Annotated in this window: 22 protein-coding genes and 3 tRNA genes; 14 read left to right on the top strand and 11 right to left on the bottom strand. The window is 68.9% G+C overall.

From position 1 onward, the window contains the following. Window positions 1-67: 67 nt before the first annotated feature. From A5691_RS13640 to A5691_RS13630, 3 genes are read right to left on the bottom strand one after another with little or no spacing between them, the layout of a single operon-like run. A complete protein-coding gene (locus tag A5691_RS13640) occupies window positions 68-763 on the bottom strand; it encodes a crotonase/enoyl-CoA hydratase family protein (RefSeq protein ID WP_068018962.1) in 696 nt (231 codons plus the stop codon). A gap of 20 nt (window positions 764-783) precedes the next feature. Next, a complete protein-coding gene (locus A5691_RS13635) occupies window positions 784-1617 on the bottom strand; it encodes a hypothetical protein (RefSeq protein ID WP_067780481.1) in 834 nt (277 codons plus the stop codon). A 60-nt stretch (window positions 1618-1677) separates the two neighbouring features. Continuing rightward, entirely contained in the window at window positions 1678-2391 is a 714-nt protein-coding gene (locus A5691_RS13630) for an MBL fold metallo-hydrolase (RefSeq protein ID WP_067780484.1), read from the bottom strand. A 110-nt stretch (window positions 2392-2501) separates the two neighbouring features. Here A5691_RS13630 and A5691_RS13625 point away from each other — a divergent pair, with 110 nt between their 5' ends. The 12 genes from A5691_RS13625 (at window position 2502) to rplA (ending at window position 7483) form a co-directional block, all read left to right on the top strand. Continuing rightward, the gene (locus tag A5691_RS13625; RefSeq protein WP_067757413.1) at window positions 2502-2711 is read left to right on the top strand and encodes a type II toxin-antitoxin system VapB family antitoxin; all 210 of its coding nucleotides are present in this window, start codon (window positions 2502-2504) and stop codon (window positions 2709-2711) included. Window positions 2712-2791: 80 nt separating this feature from the next. Further along, window positions 2792-2864: transfer RNA gene (locus tag A5691_RS13620), tRNA-Thr, on the top strand. Between the two features lie 52 nt (window positions 2865-2916). Next, a tRNA-Met gene (locus A5691_RS13615) sits at window positions 2917-2990 on the top strand. 45 nt (window positions 2991-3035) lie between these two features. After that, window positions 3036-3203 carry a 50S ribosomal protein L33 gene (gene rpmG / locus A5691_RS13610; RefSeq protein ID WP_007167776.1) on the top strand — a complete coding sequence of 56 codons (168 nt, stop codon included), beginning with the start codon at window positions 3036-3038 and terminating at the stop codon, window positions 3201-3203. 50 nt (window positions 3204-3253) lie between these two features. After that, window positions 3254-3733, top strand: a complete 480-nt coding sequence (gene hadA / locus A5691_RS13605; RefSeq protein WP_067757420.1) for a (3R)-hydroxyacyl-ACP dehydratase subunit HadA — start codon at window positions 3254-3256, stop codon at window positions 3731-3733. After that, window positions 3720-4148, top strand: a complete 429-nt coding sequence (hadB, locus tag A5691_RS13600) for a (3R)-hydroxyacyl-ACP dehydratase subunit HadB (RefSeq protein WP_067780486.1) — start codon at window positions 3720-3722, stop codon at window positions 4146-4148. Before hadA ends, hadB begins: the two co-directional genes overlap by 14 nt. 3 nt (window positions 4149-4151) lie before the next feature. Continuing rightward, window positions 4152-4649 (top strand): (3R)-hydroxyacyl-ACP dehydratase subunit HadC, encoded by a 498-nt coding sequence (gene hadC, locus A5691_RS13595; RefSeq protein ID WP_067780489.1) that lies wholly within the window; start codon window positions 4152-4154, stop codon window positions 4647-4649. A gap of 144 nt (window positions 4650-4793) precedes the next feature. Further along, window positions 4794-4866: transfer RNA gene (locus tag A5691_RS13590), tRNA-Trp, on the top strand. Between the two features lie 147 nt (window positions 4867-5013). Further along, window positions 5014-5469 (top strand): preprotein translocase subunit SecE, encoded by a 456-nt coding sequence (gene secE, locus A5691_RS13585; RefSeq protein WP_067780491.1) that lies wholly within the window; start codon window positions 5014-5016, stop codon window positions 5467-5469. A 26-nt stretch (window positions 5470-5495) separates the two neighbouring features. After that, the gene (nusG, locus tag A5691_RS13580; protein WP_067757427.1) at window positions 5496-6239 is read left to right on the top strand and encodes a transcription termination/antitermination protein NusG; all 744 of its coding nucleotides are present in this window, start codon (window positions 5496-5498) and stop codon (window positions 6237-6239) included. Between the two features lie 30 nt (window positions 6240-6269). Then, entirely contained in the window at window positions 6270-6698 is a 429-nt protein-coding gene (rplK, locus tag A5691_RS13575) for a 50S ribosomal protein L11 (RefSeq protein WP_066952006.1), read from the top strand. Between the two features lie 77 nt (window positions 6699-6775). Beyond that, window positions 6776-7483: a 50S ribosomal protein L1 gene (gene rplA / locus A5691_RS13570; protein WP_007167783.1), complete on the top strand. Its 708-nt coding sequence runs from the start codon at window positions 6776-6778 to the stop codon at window positions 7481-7483. Window positions 7484-7495: 12 nt separating this feature from the next. On the opposite strand, the gene A5691_RS13565 is transcribed toward rplA, so the two are convergent. The 8 genes from A5691_RS13565 to A5691_RS13530 form a co-directional block, all read right to left on the bottom strand. Then, window positions 7496-8713, bottom strand: coding sequence for an RNA polymerase sigma factor (locus A5691_RS13565; protein ID WP_068266643.1), 1218 nt, complete (start codon window positions 8711-8713; stop codon window positions 7496-7498). Window positions 8714-8722: 9 nt separating this feature from the next. Continuing rightward, entirely contained in the window at window positions 8723-9418 is a 696-nt protein-coding gene (locus A5691_RS13560) for a YciI family protein (protein ID WP_068017874.1), read from the bottom strand. A gap of 95 nt (window positions 9419-9513) precedes the next feature. After that, window positions 9514-10410 (bottom strand): hydroxymycolate synthase MmaA4, encoded by an 897-nt coding sequence (gene mmaA4, locus A5691_RS13555; RefSeq protein ID WP_068017871.1) that lies wholly within the window; start codon window positions 10408-10410, stop codon window positions 9514-9516. A gap of 80 nt (window positions 10411-10490) precedes the next feature. Further along, window positions 10491-11372 carry a methoxy mycolic acid synthase MmaA3 gene (gene mmaA3 / locus A5691_RS13550; RefSeq protein ID WP_068017869.1) on the bottom strand — a complete coding sequence of 294 codons (882 nt, stop codon included), beginning with the start codon at window positions 11370-11372 and terminating at the stop codon, window positions 10491-10493. 119 nt (window positions 11373-11491) lie between these two features. Further along, window positions 11492-12352 carry a cyclopropane mycolic acid synthase family methyltransferase gene (locus A5691_RS13545; RefSeq protein ID WP_067757436.1) on the bottom strand — a complete coding sequence of 287 codons (861 nt, stop codon included), beginning with the start codon at window positions 12350-12352 and terminating at the stop codon, window positions 11492-11494. A gap of 87 nt (window positions 12353-12439) precedes the next feature. After that, window positions 12440-13348 carry an alpha/beta fold hydrolase gene (locus A5691_RS13540; protein WP_067757439.1) on the bottom strand — a complete coding sequence of 303 codons (909 nt, stop codon included), beginning with the start codon at window positions 13346-13348 and terminating at the stop codon, window positions 12440-12442. Beyond that, the gene (locus tag A5691_RS13535) at window positions 13348-14691 is read right to left on the bottom strand and encodes an AarF/ABC1/UbiB kinase family protein (RefSeq protein ID WP_068017866.1); all 1344 of its coding nucleotides are present in this window, start codon (window positions 14689-14691) and stop codon (window positions 13348-13350) included. The genes A5691_RS13540 and A5691_RS13535 overlap by 1 nt, the downstream gene beginning before the upstream one ends. A gap of 144 nt (window positions 14692-14835) precedes the next feature. Then, on the bottom strand, window positions 14836-15408 hold the full coding sequence (locus tag A5691_RS13530) for a DinB family protein (protein WP_068017882.1): 573 nt from the start codon (window positions 15406-15408) through the stop codon (window positions 14836-14838). A gap of 61 nt (window positions 15409-15469) precedes the next feature. Here A5691_RS13530 and A5691_RS13525 point away from each other — a divergent pair, with 61 nt between their 5' ends. Both A5691_RS13525 and A5691_RS13520 read left to right on the top strand, forming a co-directional pair. After that, window positions 15470-19624 carry an NEW3 domain-containing protein gene (locus tag A5691_RS13525; RefSeq protein ID WP_068017861.1) on the top strand — a complete coding sequence of 1385 codons (4155 nt, stop codon included), beginning with the start codon at window positions 15470-15472 and terminating at the stop codon, window positions 19622-19624. After that, complete coding sequence (locus tag A5691_RS13520; RefSeq protein ID WP_067780510.1) at window positions 19621-20229, top strand: malonyl CoA-ACP transacylase; 609 nt, start codon at window positions 19621-19623, stop codon at window positions 20227-20229. Before A5691_RS13525 ends, A5691_RS13520 begins: the two co-directional genes overlap by 4 nt. Window positions 20230-20234 lie beyond the last annotated feature (5 nt).

The following is a 20234-nucleotide window of genomic DNA, read 5'->3' as shown; positions in this document are numbered from 1 at the left end:
CAGCGGCCACCGCGTTCGCCGTTCAGCTCATCCTTCAGCGTCGCGTTGGCGCAGCGCGCCCGTGCGCCTAAAGGCCGAACTCGGCCTCGATGCCGTCGATCCCCGCGCGGATGGCCTTGAGCGCGTCGGCGCGGGCGCGCAGTTTCGTTGCGGCGTGGGCGTGCTGGCGCAGGCCGGCGAATTCGCGCGCGGCCTCCTCGGCGCGGCTCACCACCATCTCCGGCAGCACGATCTCGTCGACGAAGCCGGCGGCCAGCGCCGTCTCGCCGAAGAACGTCTTGGCCAGCCCGGCGGCCTGCTGGTACGCCGACTGCGTCAGCCGCAGTTTCATGATCTCCAGGGCGGCGTACGGGATGACCATGCCGATCGCCACCTCGTTGGCCTGGATGTTGTAGGCGTGCGCGGCCACCCGGTGGTCGCCCGACGCGAGCAGGAACGCCCCCATCGCGATGGCGTGGCCGGTGCAGGCCATCACCACCGGCTTGGGATGCGACAACAGCCGGTAGGACAGTTCGAAGCCGCCGCGCAGCATGTCGATCGCCGGCTGCGCCTCGCCGGACGTCAGGATCTTCAGGTCGAACCCGCCGCTGAACACCCGCTCGTTGCCGGTGATCACCAGCGCCCCGGCGTCGTCCGCCTCGGCCCGGTCGATCGCCTCGCCCAGGGCCTGCTGCATCGTCGGGCCCAGGGCGTTGACCTTGCCGTCGTCCATCCGGATGACCGCGATCGAATCCTTGAGGCTGTAGTGGACCGGGCCGCTCATCGTTGCTGGGCTCCTTGCCGTCACGCCGGCTGGCTGTGGTGTTTGCCCAGGTCGTCCGGGGCCTCACTCCAGCGCAGGCTGACATCGGTGGGGTCGTCGAGCTGGCGGGTGCGCCATCTGTCCTGCGTTTCCCGCACGGCGCCGTTGATCCGTTCGATCTCGCTGCGGAACACCTCGGGGCGGGTTTCCTTGCTCGCGTAGTGGAAGTAGGTGAGCAGGCCGCGCAGCAGCTCCAGCTTCTGCTTCTCCCGCTTCGCCAGATCATGGGTGGTCATCAGCTCGATGCGCTGGACGGGCGGCAGGGAATCCCAGTCGAGCGTCACCTGAGTTTCCAGCGGACGGCGGTCGCGTTCCCAGAACCGCCAGCCGCGCGGACGCTCGGGTTGATCGAAATAGCTGATCGTGCCGGTGAAGCGGGACTCGATGCCGCTGCCTATCTCGGCGCGGTCCAGCGCCGAATCCCACACCATCCGCCATTCCTGGCCGGGGGCGAGGTACGGCAGCTCGCGGGGGAGCCGCAGTTCGACGACGTCGGCGTAGCCGTCGGTCGCGTTCTCGTACTCGGCCACCGTCGGCGGGTTGACGAACGAGAATGTGACGTCGTACGCCGCGGTCTGGCCGAAGTTCCTCACCACCAGCTCGATCACGTGCCAGTCGGCGGGGTGCGGTTCCATGAACATCGAGACCTGCGGGCGCGTCTGCTCCGCGGCCAGCCGGCGGTTGCGGGTGATCTGCCTGTTGGTGAAGACCAGGGTGATGGCGGCGAGCGCAATCGCCGCCCACGCCGCCCACGCAATCCAGGTGCTGGATCCGACGTTTGTGATCCCGTGCCAGCTGTCCTGGATCCACCCCATGGAATCCACCCTCCGCTTATATCACAGGCCGGTGGCCGGCCCGTTGTGGTCGAGCGACCGTCAGCCGCCCATCAACATTCGCCATTGGGCGAGGTCCGCGGCGCGATACACGTAGTTGGAACGCTTGACTTCCGACAGCGAAGCGCTCGGCTCCGCCGAATACCAGTGCCCCGGAAAGACCGTCGGGTCACCGGGCAGTGTCGCGAGTTGCTGCAGGCTGCGGTACATCTCGTCGGAGTCGCCGCCGGGAAAGTCGGTGCGCCCGCAGCCCTCCAGGAACAACGTGTCACCGGCGACCAGGCGACCGTCGAGCAGGAAGCACTGACTGCCGGGCGTGTGGCCGGGCGTGTGCAGCAACTCGATCTCGATGTCCCCGATGCTGACCTTGTCGTGATTCTCGTGGGCGGTGAGATCCCCGAGGCTGATCCCGGTCACCCGCGAAACCCATTGCGCCTCATGGGTATTGACGTGTACCGGCACAGCTTTGCGTTCCAGCAGCTCGGCCAGGCCCTGCAGCGAGAAGCCCATCATCGATCCGCCGACGTGATCGGGATGGTGATGGGTCACCAGCACTCCGGACAGGTGCATGCCGTCGGCCTCGAGCGTGTCGAGAAGATCACCGGCCGCGTACGCGGGGTCGACCACCACGCAGTCGCCCGTTTGGCGGTCGCCGATCAGGTAGGCGAAGTTGCGCATCTGGGTCGCGAACATGTCGCCGGCGGCGAAGTCGCGGCCGGAGAGCAGTTGGCGAAAGTACAGCCGGTCCGTTGACACGTGACCAGACTAGGGCGTGCCCGGCCGGGGGCCACGGCCCCGGCGTGAACTTTGCCGGACACCGCCCGCGAGCAGCGATTGGGCTCACGCCCGCTGGGTATTGTTGGCGCATGAGGAAGAAGGTCGAAATCGAGATCGACGTCGATCTGATCGACGAGGCGATCCGCCGCTTCCATCTGGCCGATGCCCGCGAGGCCGTCAACCTGGCATTGCGCACCCTGCTCACCGAGGCCGACGCCGACGAACCGGCCGAGGAGTACGACGAGTTCAGCGACCTGAGCGCCTGGCGGCCCCGTCCCAGCGGTGGCGCCGCCCCGTAGCGCCCGTGGGTTTGGTCCGGTTGCGGGCCAGGCTGTACCCTCTTTTAGGCCCGCGGCACCGCGTCCGATTCGGGTGAACGGCCCCCTTAGCTCAGTCGGTAGAGCGTTTCCATGGTAAGGAAAAGGTCAACGGTTCGATTCCGTTAGGGGGCTCGGCGGACGCCGAGCAGGCGTGGGCGGCCCTACCCCAAAAGGGGTGGCCAGAGGCGATGTAGCTCAGTCGGTTAGAGCGAACGACTCATAATCGTTAGGTCGCCGGTTCGAGTCCGGCCATCGCTACAACACAACAACGCGCACTTTTTAGAGAGTTGAGAGAGAACCGTCATGGCTTCCAGTACCGACGTCCGGCCGAAGATCACCTTGGCCTGCGAGGTGTGCAAGCACCGCAACTACATCACCAAGAAGAACCGCCGGAACGACCCGGACCGCATGGAACTGAAGAAGTTCTGCCCGAACTGCGGCAAGCACCAGGCCCACCGGGAAACGCGCTAGCGGCGACCCGCGACCCGTTATTCGCCCCTGACTAGGTAGATTTTAGAGCCGTGCCGTTAAGCGAGAGCATCGTCGGGATGCACTACCGCTATCCCGACCATTACGTCGTGGAGCGGGAGAAGATCCGTGAGTACGCCGTCGCCGTGCAGAACGACGACGCCATGTTCCTCGAGGAGAAGGCGGCCGCGGAGCTGGGCTATGCCGGCCTGCTGGCGCCGCTGACGTTCATCTGCGTATTCGGCTACAAGGCGCAGTCGGCGTTCTTCAAGCACGCGAACGTTGCCGTCCACGACGCGCAGATCGTGCAGGTCGACCAGGTGCTGAAGTTCATGGCGCCGATCGTGGCGGGCGACACGCTGTACTGCGACGTCTACGTCGACTCGATGCGGGTTTCGCACGGCACCCAGATCATCGTGACCAAGAACATCATCACCAACGAGGCCGGTGATGTTGTGCAAGAGACCTACACGACCCTGGCGGGCCGTGCGGGCGAGGATGGAGAAGAGGGATTTTCTGATGCCACTGCGTGAGTTCAGCTCGGTGAAGGTGGGCGATCAGCTCCCGGAGCGGACCTACCCGCTGACCCGTCAGGACCTGGTGAATTACGCGGGCGTCTCGGGTGACCTGAACCCGATCCACTGGGACGACGAGATGGCCAAGGTCGTCGGGCTGGACACCGCGATCGCGCACGGCATGCTGACCATGGGCATCGGCGGCGGCTATGTCACCGCGTGGATCGGTGACCCCGGCGCGGTCACCGAGTACAACGTGCGGTTCACCGCGGTGGTGCCGGTGCCCAACGACGGCATGGGCGCCGAGCTGGTCTTCAACGGCCGGGTGAAGTCGGCTGACCCGGAAACCAAGTCCGTGACCATCGCGTTGACGGCCACCACCGGCGGCAAGAAGATCTTCGGTAGGGCCATCGCGTCCGCGACCCTCGCGTAGCCCATGGCGCTCAAGACCGACATCCGCGGGATGATCTGGCGGTACCCGGACTACTTCGTCGTGGGCCGTGAACAACTCCGCCAGTTTGCGTTGGCCGTCAAGGACCGCCACCCGGCCCATTACAGCGAGGACGCGGCCGCCGAACTCGGCCACGACGCGATCCTGGCGCCGCTGACCTATGCGACGATCTTCGCCAAGCTGGTCCAGCTCGACTTCTTCCGCCACGTCGACATCGGCATGGAGACCCTGGTGATCGTCCAGGTCGACCAGCGGTTCGTTTTCTCCAGGCCGATCAAGGCCGGCGACAAGCTGTGGGCCCGGATGGACATCCACTCGGTCGACGAGCGGTTCGGCGCCGACATCGTGGTCACCAGGAACACCTGCACCGACGATGAGGGCCGGGTGGTCCTGCAGTCCTACACGACGCTGATGAGCCAGTACGCAGAGTCGGAGAACCTCAAATGGGACCCGGAGTCCGGCCAGGTCGTCAGGACGGCGTAATTAGTATCTGACTCCCGCGTCGATGTACACTCGGACCTCGGGGTTTTCCCAGCATCAGCGCGCTTTCCGGGATTCGAGCGATCGGAGGGCGCGCGTGTCATGTAAGCCCCGGTAGGTAAGCGCAGGTTGGCCTGCCAACCGCGAAGGGGCGTAGCTCAACTGGCAGAGCAGCGGTCTCCAAAACCGCAGGTTGCAGGTTCAAGTCCTGTCGCCCCTGCTGAACGCGACGTCTGGCGACGATGCGGGCCGCACCGGGCCCGAGGAGGAGCCGGACAATAGAAAGGCGTGCCATGGTGGACACTGGAATAGTGGCCGTCCACCACGGGACGGCCCGCGGGAGACCGGCAAACTTAAGGAGCATGCGGTGAGCGACGAAGGCGACGCTGCCAACGACGCCACAAGCGACGGCGCCGACAGGGAGGACGACCGCGCGAGCGGCGGCCGGACCGCTGTGGTGACGCGGCCGCAGCGCCCGACCGGCAAACGATCTCGGCAGCGAGCGGCCGACACGGGCCAGGACGTCGACGTAGAGTCGGCGGACGAGGCGGAGGCCGCCAAGGAGGACAAGGGCGCCAAAGCCAAGAAGGCCAAGAAGGGCAAGAAGCCGAAGAAGCCCGGAGACCGTTCGGCCAACCCGTTCGTCTTCGTCTTCAACTACCTCAAGCAGGTGGTTGCGGAGATGCGGAAGGTCATCTGGCCGAACCGCAAGCAGATGATCACCTACACGTCGGTGGTGCTGGCGTTCCTGGCCTTCATGGTGGCGCTGGTCGGCCTCGCGGATTTTGGCCTCACCAAGCTCGTGCTGCTGGTGTTCGGCTGAGCGATGGATAGAGAGGACTGAAAACCGTGACTACCTTCGACGGTGACACGTCCGCGGGTGAAGCGGTCGACGTAGAAGAGCGCACCGAGGACGCCGAGACCACGGAAACCTCGGCGGCCGAAGCCCCCGAGGAGTCGACCGAAGAGGTCGACCCGGCGGCCGCGCTCAAGGCGGAGCTGCGCAGCAAGCCGGGTGACTGGTACGTGATCCACTCCTACGCGGGATACGAGAACAAGGTCAAAGCCAATCTCGAGACCCGCGTGCAGAACCTGGACGTCGGCGACTACATCTTCCAGGTCGAGGTGCCCACCGAAGAGGTCACCGAGATCAAGAACGGCCAGCGCAAGCAGGTCAACCGCAAGGTGCTGCCGGGCTACATCCTGGTGCGCATGGACCTGACCGACGACTCGTGGGCCGCGGTCCGCAACACCCCCGGCGTCACCGGGTTCGTCGGCGCGACGTCGCGGCCGTCGGCCCTGACGCTTGACGACGTGGTCAAGTTCCTGCTGCCGCGTGGCGCGGCCAAGAAGGCCGCCAAGGGCGCGGCCACCACCGCCGCCGCCGCCGAGGCCGGCGGGCTGGAGCGGCCGGCCGTCGAGGTCGACTACGAGGTCGGCGAGTCGGTGACGGTCATGGACGGGCCGTTCGCGACCTTGCCCGCGACCATCAGCGAGGTCAACGGCGAACAGCAGAAGCTCAAGGTGCTGGTGTCGATCTTCGGCCGCGAGACGCCGGTGGAATTGACGTTCAGCCAGGTTTCGAAGATTTAGAACGTTAGCTAGGAAGGAACACCAACACCCATGGCCCCGAAGAAGAAAGTCGTTGGGCTGATCAAGCTGCAGATCGTGGCCGGGCAGGCCAACCCCGCCCCGCCGGTCGGACCCGCGCTCGGCCAGCACGGCGTCAACATCATGGAGTTCTGCAAGGCCTACAACGCTGCCACGGAGAACCAGCGCGGCCAGGTCATCCCGGTGGAGATCACGGTCTACGAGGACCGCAGCTTCACCTTCGCGCTCAAGACGCCGCCGGCCGCCAAGCTGCTGCTAAAGGCCGCGGGCGTGGGCAAGGGCTCGGCCGAGCCGCACAAGACCAAGGTCGCCAAGGTCACCTGGGACCAGGTTCGCGAGATCGCCGAGACCAAGAAGACCGACCTCAACGCCAACGACATCGACGCGGCCGCCAAGATCATCGCCGGCACCGCCCGGTCGATGGGGATCACCGTCGAATAGGGACGAACTCAGCTAGACGTGGGAGGGCCAGCTTCGGCCCGACTAACCACAACCAACCACGAGATTGGATTGATCGAATGAGCAAGAACAGCAAGGCATACCGCGCCGCCGCCGAGAAGGTGGACCGCAACAACCTGTACAGCCCGCTGGAGGCGGCCAAGCTCGCCAAGGAGACCGCGTCGGCCAAGCAGGACGCGACGGTCGAGGTGGCGATCCGGCTCGGCGTCGACCCGCGCAAGGCGGACCAGATGGTCCGCGGCACGGTCAACCTGCCGCACGGCACCGGTAAGACCGCCCGGGTCGCGGTGTTCGCGGTCGGCGACAAGGCCGAGCAGGCGCAGGCCGCCGGGGCCGACATCGTCGGCAGCGACGACCTGATCGAGAAGATCCAGGGCGGCTTCCTGGACTTCGACGCCGCGATCGCGACGCCCGACCAGATGGCCAAGGTCGGGCGCATCGCCCGCGTCCTGGGTCCGCGCGGCCTGATGCCCAACCCCAAGACGGGTACCGTCACCCCGGACGTCGCGAAGGCGGTGGCCGACATCAAGGGCGGCAAGATCAACTTCCGCATCGACAAGCAGGCCAACCTGCACTTCGTCATCGGCAAGGCGTCCTTCGACGAGAAGGCCCTCGCGGAGAACTACGGCGCCGCCCTCGACGAGGTGCTGCGGCTCAAGCCGTCCGCCTCGAAGGGCCGTTACCTGAAGAAGATCACCGTGTCGACGACCACGGGCCCGGGCATCCCGGTGGACCCGTCGGTCACCCGGAACTTCGCCGAGGCCTGAGTCGCGGGGCGGCTACCCGCCGCACTCGGCGATGCGCCGCCGCAGGAACTCGCGGCCCGGCTCGGAACCGTTGACCGCCAACGCTTCTCGGTACCAGGTGACGGCATCGGCCGGCCTGCCGGCGCGCCGCAGCAGGTCGGCGCGCACCGTCGCGACCAGGTTGGAGCGGCTTAACCGGGCGTCGTGCGCCACCTCGTCCAGGGCGGCCAGGCCGGCGTCCGGGCCGTCGCGGAATCCGACCGCCAGGGCGCGGTTGGCGCGCACGACCGGTGAATCGGTCAGCCGCACCAACCGGTCGTAGGCCGCGCAGATGGTGACCCAGTCCGTCTTCTCCCAGGACGGCGCCGTCGCGTGCACCGCGGCGATCACCGCCTGCGGGAGGTAGGGGCCGGTCGATCCCTCGGCCAGGCGGAGCCGATCCAGGCCGCGGGCGATGCGGCCGCGGTCCCACCGGCGGCGGTCCTGCTCCTCGAGCGGCACCAGCATCCCGGTGTCGTCGACCCGCGTGGCTCGCCGCGAATCGTGCAGCAGCATCAGGGCGGCCAGCGCGTGGGTCTCGGGCTCCTGCGGCATCAGCGCGCACAACTCGCCGGCCAGCCGGATCCCCTCGTCGCACAGTTCGTCGCGGATCGCCGACGGGCCGGCCGTCGACCAATACCCCTCGGTGAACACCGAATACACGCAACCCAGTACGTGCGGGGTGCGCTCACCCAGCAGCTCGGCCGGCGGCACCCGCAGCGGGATGTTCGCGTGCCGAATCTTGCTCTTGGCGCGCGTGATCCGCTGGCCGATCGCCGCGTCGGTCTGCAGCAGCGCGCGGGCGATCTCGGTGACGGTCAACCCCGACACCAGCCGCAGGGTGAGCGCCAGCTGCGACTGGCGGTCCAGGGCGGGGTGCGCGCAGGTGAACATCATCCGCAGTTCGTCGTCGCGCACCGGAGACGGGTCGGTGTGATCGGTGCGCGCCCGGATTTCGTCGATCACGGCCGCCAATTCCTTTCCGGGGCGGATGGTTTCGCGACGCAGGCGATCGCGCGCCCGGTTGCGGGCGACGGTCACCAGCCAGCCGCCGGGATTGTCCGGCGGGCCGTCGCGGCCCCAGCTTTCAAGCGCCTCGGCGCAGGCTTCCTGGACGGCGTCCTCCGCGACGGTGAGGTCGCCGGACCACCGCGCGAGCGCGGCGACGGCGGGCCCCCATTCCCGACGAAAGACGCCGTCCAGGTCGGACACCGGCGTCGCTCAGAGCCCCGAGAGCCCAGCCAGCTGCCGCACCTGCACCGTCGAGGCGGGGATCATCGACGCCAGCTTGACGGCCTCTTCGCGGTCCGCGGCACTCAACAGGTAGATCCCGGTGGCGATTTCGGCGCCCTCCACGTAGGGACCGTCGGTGATCAAAACCTCGCCGTCGCGCACCCGCACGGTCGTCGCCGTGGACCGATCGTGCAACGCGGCGCCGCCGATGATGTGATCACCCGCGGCCGCGTGGAGGTCGGCGTGCTGCGCCGCCACCGCCTCCCACTCCGGTGTGCCCGGGGTGTGCGCGGATTCGGCCGGCTCCAGCAGCAGCGCGAGCCAGTCGTTGCCGGTGAGCCCGCGGGACAGCTCGACCGAGTGCACCGTGGGCCACACCTCGACCGCGCCGAACGTGGCGAGCGGGACGTCGCGCGCCAACGCCAGCGCCTCGTCGAGGTTTTCGGCCTCGAACAGGTAGAAGCCGCAGGCCACCTCGGCCGATTCGGCGAAGGGTCCGTCGGTGACCACCGGCGCGTCCGGGCCCCCGGTGATGACCGCCGCGGCGGCGGCGGGCGCCAGGGCGTCCCCGGATTTGATCGCCGCGCCGGCCTTGGCGTGGAACTTCCCCCAGGCGGCCATCGCGTCCGGGCCTTCGGGCGCGCGATCTTGTTCCCTGCTGATCAACAAGGCGAAGTACTGCATGTCTCGTCACCTCCAGATAGCGAGCGAAGCCCCGTGCTCCACTCTCTACCTATCCGACGAACGACGCAGCCCTAATCCGACAGGGGCGGCGAAAATCAGCTGACGGCTCCCGGCTTCAGGTACGTCACCAGGCTGACGTCGAGCGCCTCGTCGGTGAAGTAGTGCTCGCACCCGCGCAGGTACTTGATGTAGCGGTTGTAGACCTCTTCGGAGGTCACCTCGATGGCCTTGTCCTTGTTCGCCTCGAGGTTGTCACCCCAGATGTGCAGCGTCTTGATGTAGTGCGGACGCAGCGAAAGCGGTTCGGGCACAACGAAGCCCGCCTTCTCGCCGTGGTCGACCATCATCTGGGTGGACGGCAGCCGGCCACCCGGGAAGATCTCGGTGATGATGAACTTGATGAACCGCGCCGTCTCGAAGGTCAGCTTCTTGCCGCGGGCGGCCAGTTCGTACGGGTGGAAGCTGACACTGCTCTGCACGGTCATCCGGCCGTCCTCGGGCATGATGTCGAACGTCCGCTTGAAGAAGTCGTCGTAGTTCTCGTGCCCGAAGTGCTCGAAGGCCTCGATCGACACGATGCGGTCGACGGGCTCGTTGAAGTCCTCCCAGTTCTGCAGCCGGACCCGGCGCGAACGGTCGCTGTCGATCGACGCCAACACCTGCTCGCAGCGGGCGTGCTGGTTCTTGGACAGCGTCAGACCGATGACGTTGACGTCGAACCGCTCGACGGCGCGCTTCATGGTGGTGCCCCAGCCGCAGCCGATGTCCAGCAGGGTCATGCCCGGCTTGAGGTCCAGCTGGTCCAGGTTCAGGTCGATCTTGGCGTATTGCGCCTCTTCCAGCGTCATGTCGTCGCGCGCGAAGTAGGCGCAGCTGTAGGTCCGCGTCGGGTCCTGGAACAGGGCGAAGAAGTCGTCGGAGACGTCGTAGTGCGCCTGGATGTCCTCGGGAGCCGTCCGAATCTTCGTCGGGCTAGCCGGTTGATCAGCCATTAGTCTTGTTCTCCTGAATGAAGTTCACTGCGTATTTCCCGCGCACTTGCCTCGGGTGTGACGTGCAACGATACCCAACCTTACTTTTGCAGCGTGAATTGGTTGCAGTCGATGTAGCCCGTACGGAAAGCCCTGGCACAGCCCGTCAGGTACCGCATGTAGCGCTCGTACACCTCCTCGGACTGGATCTCGACGGCCTCCTTCCTGCGCGCTCGCAGGGCCTCAGCCCACAGATCGAGGGTCCTGGCGAAGTCGGCCCGTAGCGACTGCACGCGGGTGACCCCGAAGCCGACCTTCGCCGCGTGCTGCTCGATGGTTTCGATCATCGGCAGGCGGCCGCCCGGGAAGATGTCGGTCACGATGAACCTGATGAACTTGGCGACCTCGATCGTCAGCGGCAGGCCGCGCTCGATGACCTGCTTTCCGTGCAACCCGGTGATCGAGTGCAGCAGCATCACGCCGTCGCCGGGCAGCGAGGTGTAGGCGAACTTGAAGAAGTCGTCGTAGCGGTGAAAGCCGAAGTGCTCCAACGCCTCGATGGTGACGATGCGGTCCACCGGTTCGCTGAACTCGGACCAGTCGCACAGCAGTACCCGCCGCGACCGGTGGGTGTCGATCCCGTCGAGCACCTGCTGGCAGTATGCGTGCTGGTTCCTGGACAGGGTCAACCCGACGACGTTGACGTCGTAGCGCTCCACGGCGCGTTTGAGCGCCGAACCCCAGCCGCAGCCGACGTCGAGCAGGGTCATCCCCGGCTGGAGCCCGAGCTTGTCCAGGGTCAGGTCTAGCTTGGCCAGCTGCGCTTCCTGAAGGGTCATGTCCGCGCGGGGGAAGTACGCGCAGCTATATGTCCGGGTCGGATCCTGGAAGAGCGCGAAGAATTCGTTCGAGAGGTCGTAGTGCGCCCGCACGTCGTCCGAGTTGGATCGCGCACGCGCAGCGCCGGCCGGGTTGTCAGACATCTGTCCTCCCCAGGGGACGGGCACCGATGGGGTGGCCGCCCACTCGGGGACGGTACTCGCCGGGGACCCGAAACGGCGCAGCGGCGCGCGCGTGCGCCGGAGTTTTTGCGCGCCGGCCGCTACTTGGTGAGCGTGTATTGGGCGACGTTCGAGATGCCCTTGCGGAACAGGTCCGCGCAGCCGGTCAGGTAGCGCATGAAGCGGTCGTAGACCTCGACGGACTGGATGGCGATGGCCTGTTCGCGGTTGGCCTCCAGATTGGCGGCCCAGGTGTCCAGCGTCCGGGCGTAATGCGGCTGCAGGTATTGGACCTGCTCGATCGAGAAGCCGCTGGCTTGCGCGAGGTCGACGATATCGGTCTCGCCGCACATCTGGCCGCCGGGGAAGATTTCCTTTCCCAGGAAATGGAAGAAACGCAGATCCGACATCGTGATTTGAATGCCGCGATCCTTCCACGACGACTGCGGATAGGTGAAGATGCTGTGCATCATCATCCGGCTGTTATCGGGCAGCGTCTTGTACGCCCAATCCCAGAAGGCGGGCCAGCGTTCCTTTTTGAAGGCGTCGAAGGCCTCGAAGCTCATGATCCGGTCGACCTGCTCGTCGAATTCTTCCCAGCCCTGCAGCCGGGCCTCGGCCCGCCGCGTCGTTCCGATCGCGGCCAGCCTCTCCTTGGTGCGGGCGTAATGGTTGCGGCTGAGCGTGATGCCGATGACGTTGACGTCGTACTTCTCGACCGCGCGGACCACGGCCCCGCCCCAGCCACAACCGACGTCGAGCACCGTCATTCCCGGCTCGAGCTTCAGCTTGTCCAGCCCCAGGTCGAGCTTGGCCAGCTGCGCCTCTTCCAGCGTCATGTCGTCGTTTTTGTAGTACGCGCAGGTGTACACCATGTTGGGGTCGAGAAACAGCGCGAAGAAGTCGTCTGAAATGTCGTAGGTTGCCTGCGACTCTTCGTAATACGGCTTCAGCTTGGCCATTGGTGGACCCACCTCCTTTGACAACCGTACAACCCGGCGACTCGGACTGAGATCGTAGGGGAAGCGTTTCGTTCGAGTGATTTTGGCTCAGCTCGCCTTGGCGAAGTTGCTCGTCAGCACGCCGATCACCTGATCCCACAACTGCTGTGGCAGATCATGTCCCATCCCGTCGAATAACACCAATCGAGCGCCGTCGATGGCCCTGGCCACCGCGCGGCCCCCGAAGGGGCGCATCAGCTTGTCGGCCCGGCCGTGGATCACCACGGTCGGTGCGGCGGTGCGCCGGTTGTAGTGCTTCAGGCTGCCGCTGCCCAGCACGGCGTCGAAGTGCCGGGCGACACCCCACGGGTAGTAGCTGCGTTCGTAGCTCTCGATGGCCTCGGCCCGCAGCTGCTCCTCGGGCGCCAGGTAGCGCTGGCTGCCGATGATCTTGCTGACCCGGATCGCGTTGTCGACGATCACGTCGCGTGGCGAGTCCGGCGCCGGGCCCTTGATCAGCGCGAGCAACTGGCGGGGGCCGGGCGGCGGCAGGCAGGCCGAATTGTTGCTGGAGAAGATGACGCCCAGGGTCTTGGTCCGCTCGCGGAATCGTGCGGCGAAGATCTGGGCGATCATGCCGCCCATCGACGCGCCCACGATGTGTGCGTGCTCGATCCCCAGGTGATCCAGGACGGCCGCGGCGTCGTCGGCCATGTCCTCGAGCTTGTACGGCGCGTCGCTCGGCAGCCCCAGCCAGGAGCGGGCCAACCGCGTCACCAGCGGCTGGCCCGAACCGCGGTGCCGGGTCTTACTCGACAGGCCGACGTCGCGGTTGTCGTACCGGATCACGCGCAGCCCGTGGTCGACCAGCCGCTCGCAGAAGGCGGTTCGCCACAGCACCAGCTGGGCGCCCAGCCCCATGATCAGCAGCACGGGCGGGTGGTCGATGTCGCCCATGTCCTCGTAGTACAGCTTCACCTCGCCGTCCGAGGTGGCGTGCCCGGTGCGGACCTCCATCAGACCTCTTCTGACTGGTGCTCGCGGCTCACCTCGACCATGAAGTTCGCGAAGTAGCCGGTCAGCTGCGGGTCGGACATCATCTGCCACTTCGGCGCCAGCAGCTTCATGTATCGCTCGACGTAGAGGAACTGCTTGCCGATCAGCACCAGCTCGCGGGGCAGCTTCACGTCGTAGGCGTCGGCCAGGGCCGACAGCTGCCGCCCGATGTCGGCGTAGGACATGTCGCCCAGCGTCTGCATGGTCAGCGGGGTGGCGAATTTCTCCAGGTCCTTGGCGGCCTGGGCCTCGGGCTTCATGGTGCCGACGGCGCCCATCAGCACCACGATCTTGCCCGCCGCGGCGTGGTCCTTCTTCACCAGCAGCGCGTACACCAGCTCGCGCAGCAGCCAGCGGGTGCGGGGATCGATGCGGCCCATGATCCCGAAGTCGAAGAACACGATGCGGCCCTCGTCGTCGACGTAGAGGTTGCCCGCGTGCAGGTCCCCGTGGAACAAGCCGTGCCGCAGCCCGCCCTCGAAGAGCGAGAACAGCAGCGCCTTGACCAGCTCGGTCCCGTCGAACCCGGCCTTGCGGATGGCGGCGACGTCGTCGATGCGGATGCCGTGCACCCGCTCCATCGTCAGCACCCGCTCGGAGGTGAAGTCCCAGTGCACCTGCGGCACCCGGATGTTGCGGCCCAGCGGCGAGGCGTGCAGGTGCGAGACCCACGCGTCCATCGACTGCGCCTCGAGGCGGAAGTTCAGCTCCTCGGCCAGGTTGTCGGAGAAGTCGGCGACCACGTCCTGCGCGGAGAGCCGGCGGCCCAGCTTGGCCAGCTCGACGGCCTGGGCGAAGCGCTTGAGGATCTGCAGGTCGGCCGCGACCCGGCGGCGGATGCCCGGGCGCTGGATCTTGACGACGACCTCTTCCCCGGTGTGCAGGGTCGCGTAATGCACCTGGGCGATGGACGCCGACGCGAACGGCGTCTCCTCCCACTTGGCGAACAGCTCGGCGGGGTCGCCGCCGAGCTCCTCGACGAGCAGCTTGTGCACCTCGTCGGTGTCGGCGGGCGGCACCCGGTCGAGCAGGCCGCGGAACTCGCGAGACAGCGATTCGCCGAACGCCCCGGGGCTGGACGCGATGATCTGCCCGAATTTCACATACGTCGGGCCGAGGTCGGCGAAGGTCTGCGGGAGCTGCTTGATCACCTTCTGCTGCCACGGACCCTTGCCCGGCAGCTTGGTGATGACGCGCGCGGCGGTGCGGGTGACCTGCCAACCGGTGACGGCCACCCGGGCCGCTTCGATCGGCAGCGGCACCCGGTCAAGCCTGGCCACGTCTCGATGTTTGGTAGAGCTCATTCCAGCAGTCTGCCAAATCGGCGGTGTCGAGGCCCAATTCGCTGTGACGGCGCTCACCGGAAACTGCGGAGCGCCGAGCGTGCATTCATGGCGAAAAACCGGCCCGAATTTCGCCCTGAGTGCACGTTCGGTGCGGGCCCGCGATCAGGGTTTCGCCCAGGGCTGCACCCAGCCCTCGATCGCCCAGCCCTCCAGCGCCGCGATCAACTCGTACATGGTGGCGCCGTCGATGGATTCGCGGACGATGTCGGCGTGCCCGGCGTGCCGGGCCAGCTCGTTGATGACGTGCAGGATCACCCAGCGCACCGACCAGGCCTCCTGGTTCTTCGGGAACCAGGGGATGTCCTTCGGCACCGGCACCGCGGCGTCGAGGTCCGCGGTCTCCACCAACCGCAGCGATTCCGCGTTCTGTTCTTCGAAGGCCCGCAGCAACCCGTCCAGCGTCTCGTCCGGCCGCATCACGTGCTGGTCGGCGAACTCCTGCGCGATCTGCTCGAACGGTCGCGGGTCTTTCGGCGGCGCGCCCGGCGCGGCGGCGACGCGTCCCATCCAGCTGCGCTGCATCGCGGTGACGTGCTTGATCAGCCCGCCGATCGACAGCGCGCTGACCGAGGGGGTGGACCGGGCCTGTTCGTCAGTGAGGCCGTAGCTGACCGCGAAGTAGGCGCTCTGGTGGAACGCCAGGTACTCGCGCAGGGCGCTGCGTTCGTCGGACACCGGCGGGGCGAGGGCGGGCATTAGCCGATGGTAGATGGCCGGCAGGCCGTAAAGTGCGGGGATGCAGCTGGTTTCGGCCCACTCGACCGAGCTGTTCGTCGGGCCGCCGGACGCTCCGGTGCAGCTGGCGCGGGTGACCGTCTCCGCGGTGACCGAGCCGACGCCGATCCGCATCGACGGGGACGGCGTGAGCGGGGAGGCGGTGGCCGTTGCCGGCGACGAGGTCGTCGAGGTCGCGGTCAGGGTGGACCGCCCGGTCGTCGGGCAGCGGCGGGCGACGCGGGCACTGGCCGCCGGCGCCCGGCAGCCGTTCGAGTTCGTCGTGGCCGAGCCCGGCTGGACGATGTTCATGGTCAGTCACTTCCACTACGACCCGGTGTGGTGGAACACCCAGGGCGCGTACACCAGCGAGTGGGTCTCCGACCCGCCGGGCCGGCAGACCAACAGCTTCGAGCTGGTCCACGCGCACCTGGAGATGGCCCGCCGCGAGCCGGAGTACAAGTTCGTGCTGGCCGAGGTCGACTACCTCAAGCCGTATTGGGACACCCACCCCGAGGACCGCGCCGACCTGCGCCGCTTCCTGGCGCAGGGCCGCGTGGAGGTGATGGGCGGCACCTACAACGAACCCAACACCAACCTCACCGGCCCGGAGACCACGATCCGAAACCTGGTGCACGGCATGGGGTTTCAGCGTCACGTCCTGGGCGCGGACCCGGCCACGGCCTGGCAGCTCGACGTGTTCGGCCACGACCCGCAATTCCCCGGGATGGCCGCCGACGCGGGGCTGACGTCGAGCTCGTGGGCCCGGGGTCCGCACCACCAGTGGGGCCCGGGCGGTGACGTCGACCGCATGCAGTTCTGCAGCGAGTTCGAGTGGATCGCGCCGTCGGGCCGCGGCCTGCTGACCCACTACATGCCCGCGCACTACGGGGCGGGCTGGGGGATGGACGAGTCGGCATCGCTGGCCGAGGCCGAGGACGCCACCTACGCGCTGTTCCGTCGGCTCAAGCGGGTCGCGCTGACGCGCAACGTGCTGCTGCCGGTCGGCACCGACTACACGCCGCCGAACAAGTGGGTCACCGCCATCCACCGCGACTGGGCGGCTCGCTACGCCTGGCCGCGCTTCGTGTGCGCGCTGCCGCGGGAGTTCTTCGCGGCCGTGCGCGCCGAGTTGGCCGAGCACGGGCACGTCCCGTCGCCGCAGACCCGCGACATGAACCCGATCTACACCGGCAAGGACGTGTCCTACATCGACACCAAGCAAGCCAACCGGGCCGCCGAGAACGCCGTCCTGGAAGCCGAGCGGTTCGCCGTGTTCGCCGGGCTGACGGCCGGCGCCGAGTACCCGCAGGCCGCCCTGGCCAAGGCGTGGGTGCAGCTGGCCTACGGGGCGCACCACGACGCCATCACCGGGTCGGAGTCCGACCAGGTGTACCTCGACCTGCTGACCGGCTGGCGCGACGCGTGGGAGCTGGGCCGCGCGACCCGCGACGCCGCGCTGGCGCTGCTGTCCGGCGCGCTCGGCGGGGACGTCGTGGTGTGGAACCCGTTGTCCCGGCAGCGCACCGACATCGTCACCGCGCGGCTGGACGCGCCACTCGGGGCCGGGGTGCGGGTGCTCGACACCGACGGCAGCGAGCTGCCCGCCCACGTCGGCGACGAGGGCCGGACGGTCAGCTGGCTGGCGCGCGACGTGCCGTCGCTGGGCTGGCGGGCCTACCGGCTCGTTCCCGGCGACGGCCCGGCCGGCTGGGAGGAGGTGCCCGGCGCGGCGATCGCCGAGGGGCGCTATCGCGTCGAGGTCGACCCGGCGCGTGGCGGGGGAGTGGTTTCCCTCAGCCACGGCGGCCGGGAGCTGATCGCCGACGGCCGGGTGGGCAACGAGCTGGCCGTCTACGAGGAATACCCGTCGCACCCGACGCAGGGCGAGGGTCCGTGGCACCTACTGCCGAAGGGGCCGGTGGTGTGTTCGTCGGAGTCGCCGGCCCGGGCGCGGGCCTTCCGCGGCCCGTTGGGGCAGCGGCTGGTCGTCACCGGCCGGATCGGCGCGCTGCTGCGCTACACGCAGACCATCACCCTGTGGCACGGCGTCGAGCGGGTGGACTGCCGCACCACTATCGACCAGTTCACCGGGGCCGACCGGCTGGTGCGGCTGCGCTGGCCCTGCCCGGTGCCCGGCGCCACGCCGGTCAGCGAGGTGGGCGACGCCGTCGTGGGGCGGGGCTTCGCCCTGTTGCATGACGGCGCCCGCTCGGTGGACACCGCGCAGCACCTCTGGACGCTGGACAACCCGGCCTACGGCTGGTTCGGCCTGTCGTCGGCGGCGCGCGTTCGGGTGGGCCCGCCGCACGGCCAGGCCGTGCGGGCGATCTCGGTGGCCGAGGTGGTGACGCCGGACGAGGCGGTGTCGGGACCGCTGGCGCGCGAGCTGATGGTCGCCTTGGTGCGCGCCGGGGTGACGGCCACCTGCAGCGGCGCGGACAAGTCCCGCTACGGCGACCTCGACGTCGATTCGAACCTGCCCGACGTGCGGATCGCGCTGGGCGGGCCGGCCCGCAACGCCTTCAGCAAGACGGTGCTGGCGCAGGCCGATCCGGTGTACGCCGAGGAGCTCGACCGCCAGTTGGCGACGGCGGGCCGGGCCGCGGTCTGGGTGCCGGCCGCGGCGCCGTTGGCGAAGGTGTGGGTGCCCGGCGCCGACCTGCGCGCGCCGGCGGCGCTGCCGGTGCTGGTGATCGCCGGCCGCGACGAGCCGGGCCTGGCGGCCGCGATCGCGGCGGTGGCCGACGACCTCCGCGACGCCGAAATCGTCGTCACCCAGCGGGCACCGGCGGGCACCGACGAGTTCGACGACCGCACCGTCGCCCTGCTCAATCGCGGCGTCCCCAGCTTCGCCGTCGACTCCGAGGGCACGCTGCACACCGCGTTGATGCGCTCCTGCACCGGCTGGCCGTCGGGCACCTGGATCGACGAGCCACGCCGCACCGCCCCGGACGGCTCGAACTTCCAACTCCAGCACTGGACGCACGCCTTCGATTACGCGCTGGTCTGCGGCGACGGTGACTGGCGGCGTGCCGAAATCCCGAGCCGCAGCGCGCAGTTCAGCCACCCGCTGCTCGCCGTCCCCGCGGGCGGGGCGGGCGGCGCGGCGCCCGCGGCCGGGTCACTGCTGCGCGTCGAACCCGCCGACCGGGTGCAGCTGGCCGCCCTGAAGGCGGCCGGCAACCCGCTCACGGCGGGCAGCGCCCGGCCGGTCGATCCGCGCGCGGTGGCGCTGCGCCTGGTGGAGACGACGGGGGAGCGGGCCGACGTGGTGATCGGCTCCGACGTCGGCGAACTCGCCGACATCCGCCCGGCCGACCTGCTCGAAACCGCGCGCGACGGCCGCCCGCTCGACCTGCACGGCTACCAGGTCGCCACCGTGCTGGCCCGTTTCGATACCCCGCGCGCGCCGGCGGCGTCGGTCGCGCTGGCCCCGCACGCGGAAACCGCCCAGCCGTTGTACGCGCGCTATTGGCTGCACAACCGGGGCCCCGCGCCGCTGGGCGGGCTGCCGGCCGTCGCGCATCTGCATCCCGTGCGGGCGCCCGCCGAGCCGGGCGGCGAGGTCGTGCTGCGGCTCACCGCGGTCAGCGACTGCAGCGATGCCACGCTGACCGGCACGGTCACCGTGGTCTGCCCGGAGGGCTGGTCGGCCAAGCCCGACGAACTCCCCCTCACGCTGCGCAGCGGCGACTTCCGGGAGGCCGACGTGGCGGTGTCGGTGCCCGCCCACGCCCGCCCGGGGCGCTACCCGGTCAGGGCCCAGCTCCGCATCGCCGGCGACGAGGCCCCGGCCGCGTGGCGACAGACCGTCGAGGACGTGTGCCTCGTCGAGGTCGGCGCGACCGACGAGGGGGAGCTGATCTACCTCGCCGAGGGGCCCGCCGACGTCGAGTTGGCAGCCGGGGACACGGCGGCGCTGACCGTCACGGTCGGCAGCCGCGCCGGGGCGGATCTCGCGCTCGAGGCTCATCTGATCAGCCCGTGGGGAACCTGGGAGTGGCTGGGCCCCGCCGCGGCGGGCGCGGTCCTGCCCGCCCGCGGCAGCGCCCGCCTCCGTTTTTCGGTGACCCCGCCGCCCTGGCTGGAGCCGGGCCGGTGGTGGGCCCTGGTTCGGGTCGGCTGCGCCGGCCGGCTGGTCTACACCCCGGCGATCAGGGTGACCGTGACATGAGCGAGGTCGCGACGGTCGCCGGTGTTGCGGTCCCGGTCGACGAGGTCGACGCCGCCGAAACGCGGCTGCGCGCCCGGCGGGGCGCGGCCGCACTGCCGGCCGTCGGCACCGCCGAGGGGCGTCAACTGCGGCGCTGGCTGACCCAGCTGATCGTGACCGAGCGGGTCGTCGCCGCCGAGGTCGAGGCCCGCGGCCTGCGCGGGCGGGGCGCGCCGAGCGAGGAGGAGCTGCTGCCCGACGCGACGGCCCGGCTGGAGATCGGCAGCGTCGCGGCCGCCGTGCTGGCCGACCCCCGCGCGCGGGCGCTGTTCGCCGACGTCACCGCCGCCGTGCGGGTCCCCGACGAGGAGGTGGCCTCCTACCACGCCCGCAACCCGTTGCGGTTCGCCGCGCCGGGCCGCGATTCGCACGGCTGGCGGTCGCCGCCGGCCACGCCGCAGCTGGACGACGTGCGGTCGGCGATCGCCGGCCATCTGCTCGGCGCCGCGCGCCGCCGCGCCTTCCGGGTGTGGCTGGACGCGCGGCGGGCCGCGCTGGTGCGGCTCGCTCCCGGCTACGAGCATCCCGGCGACCCCCGCCAACCCGACAACACCCACCGGCACTGATCGCG

It is taken from the genome of Mycobacterium sp. E183 (genome assembly GCF_001667735.1).
Lineage (GTDB): Bacteria > Actinomycetota > Actinomycetes > Mycobacteriales > Mycobacteriaceae > Mycobacterium.
This window is presented reverse-complemented; position numbering and strand designations above follow the sequence as displayed.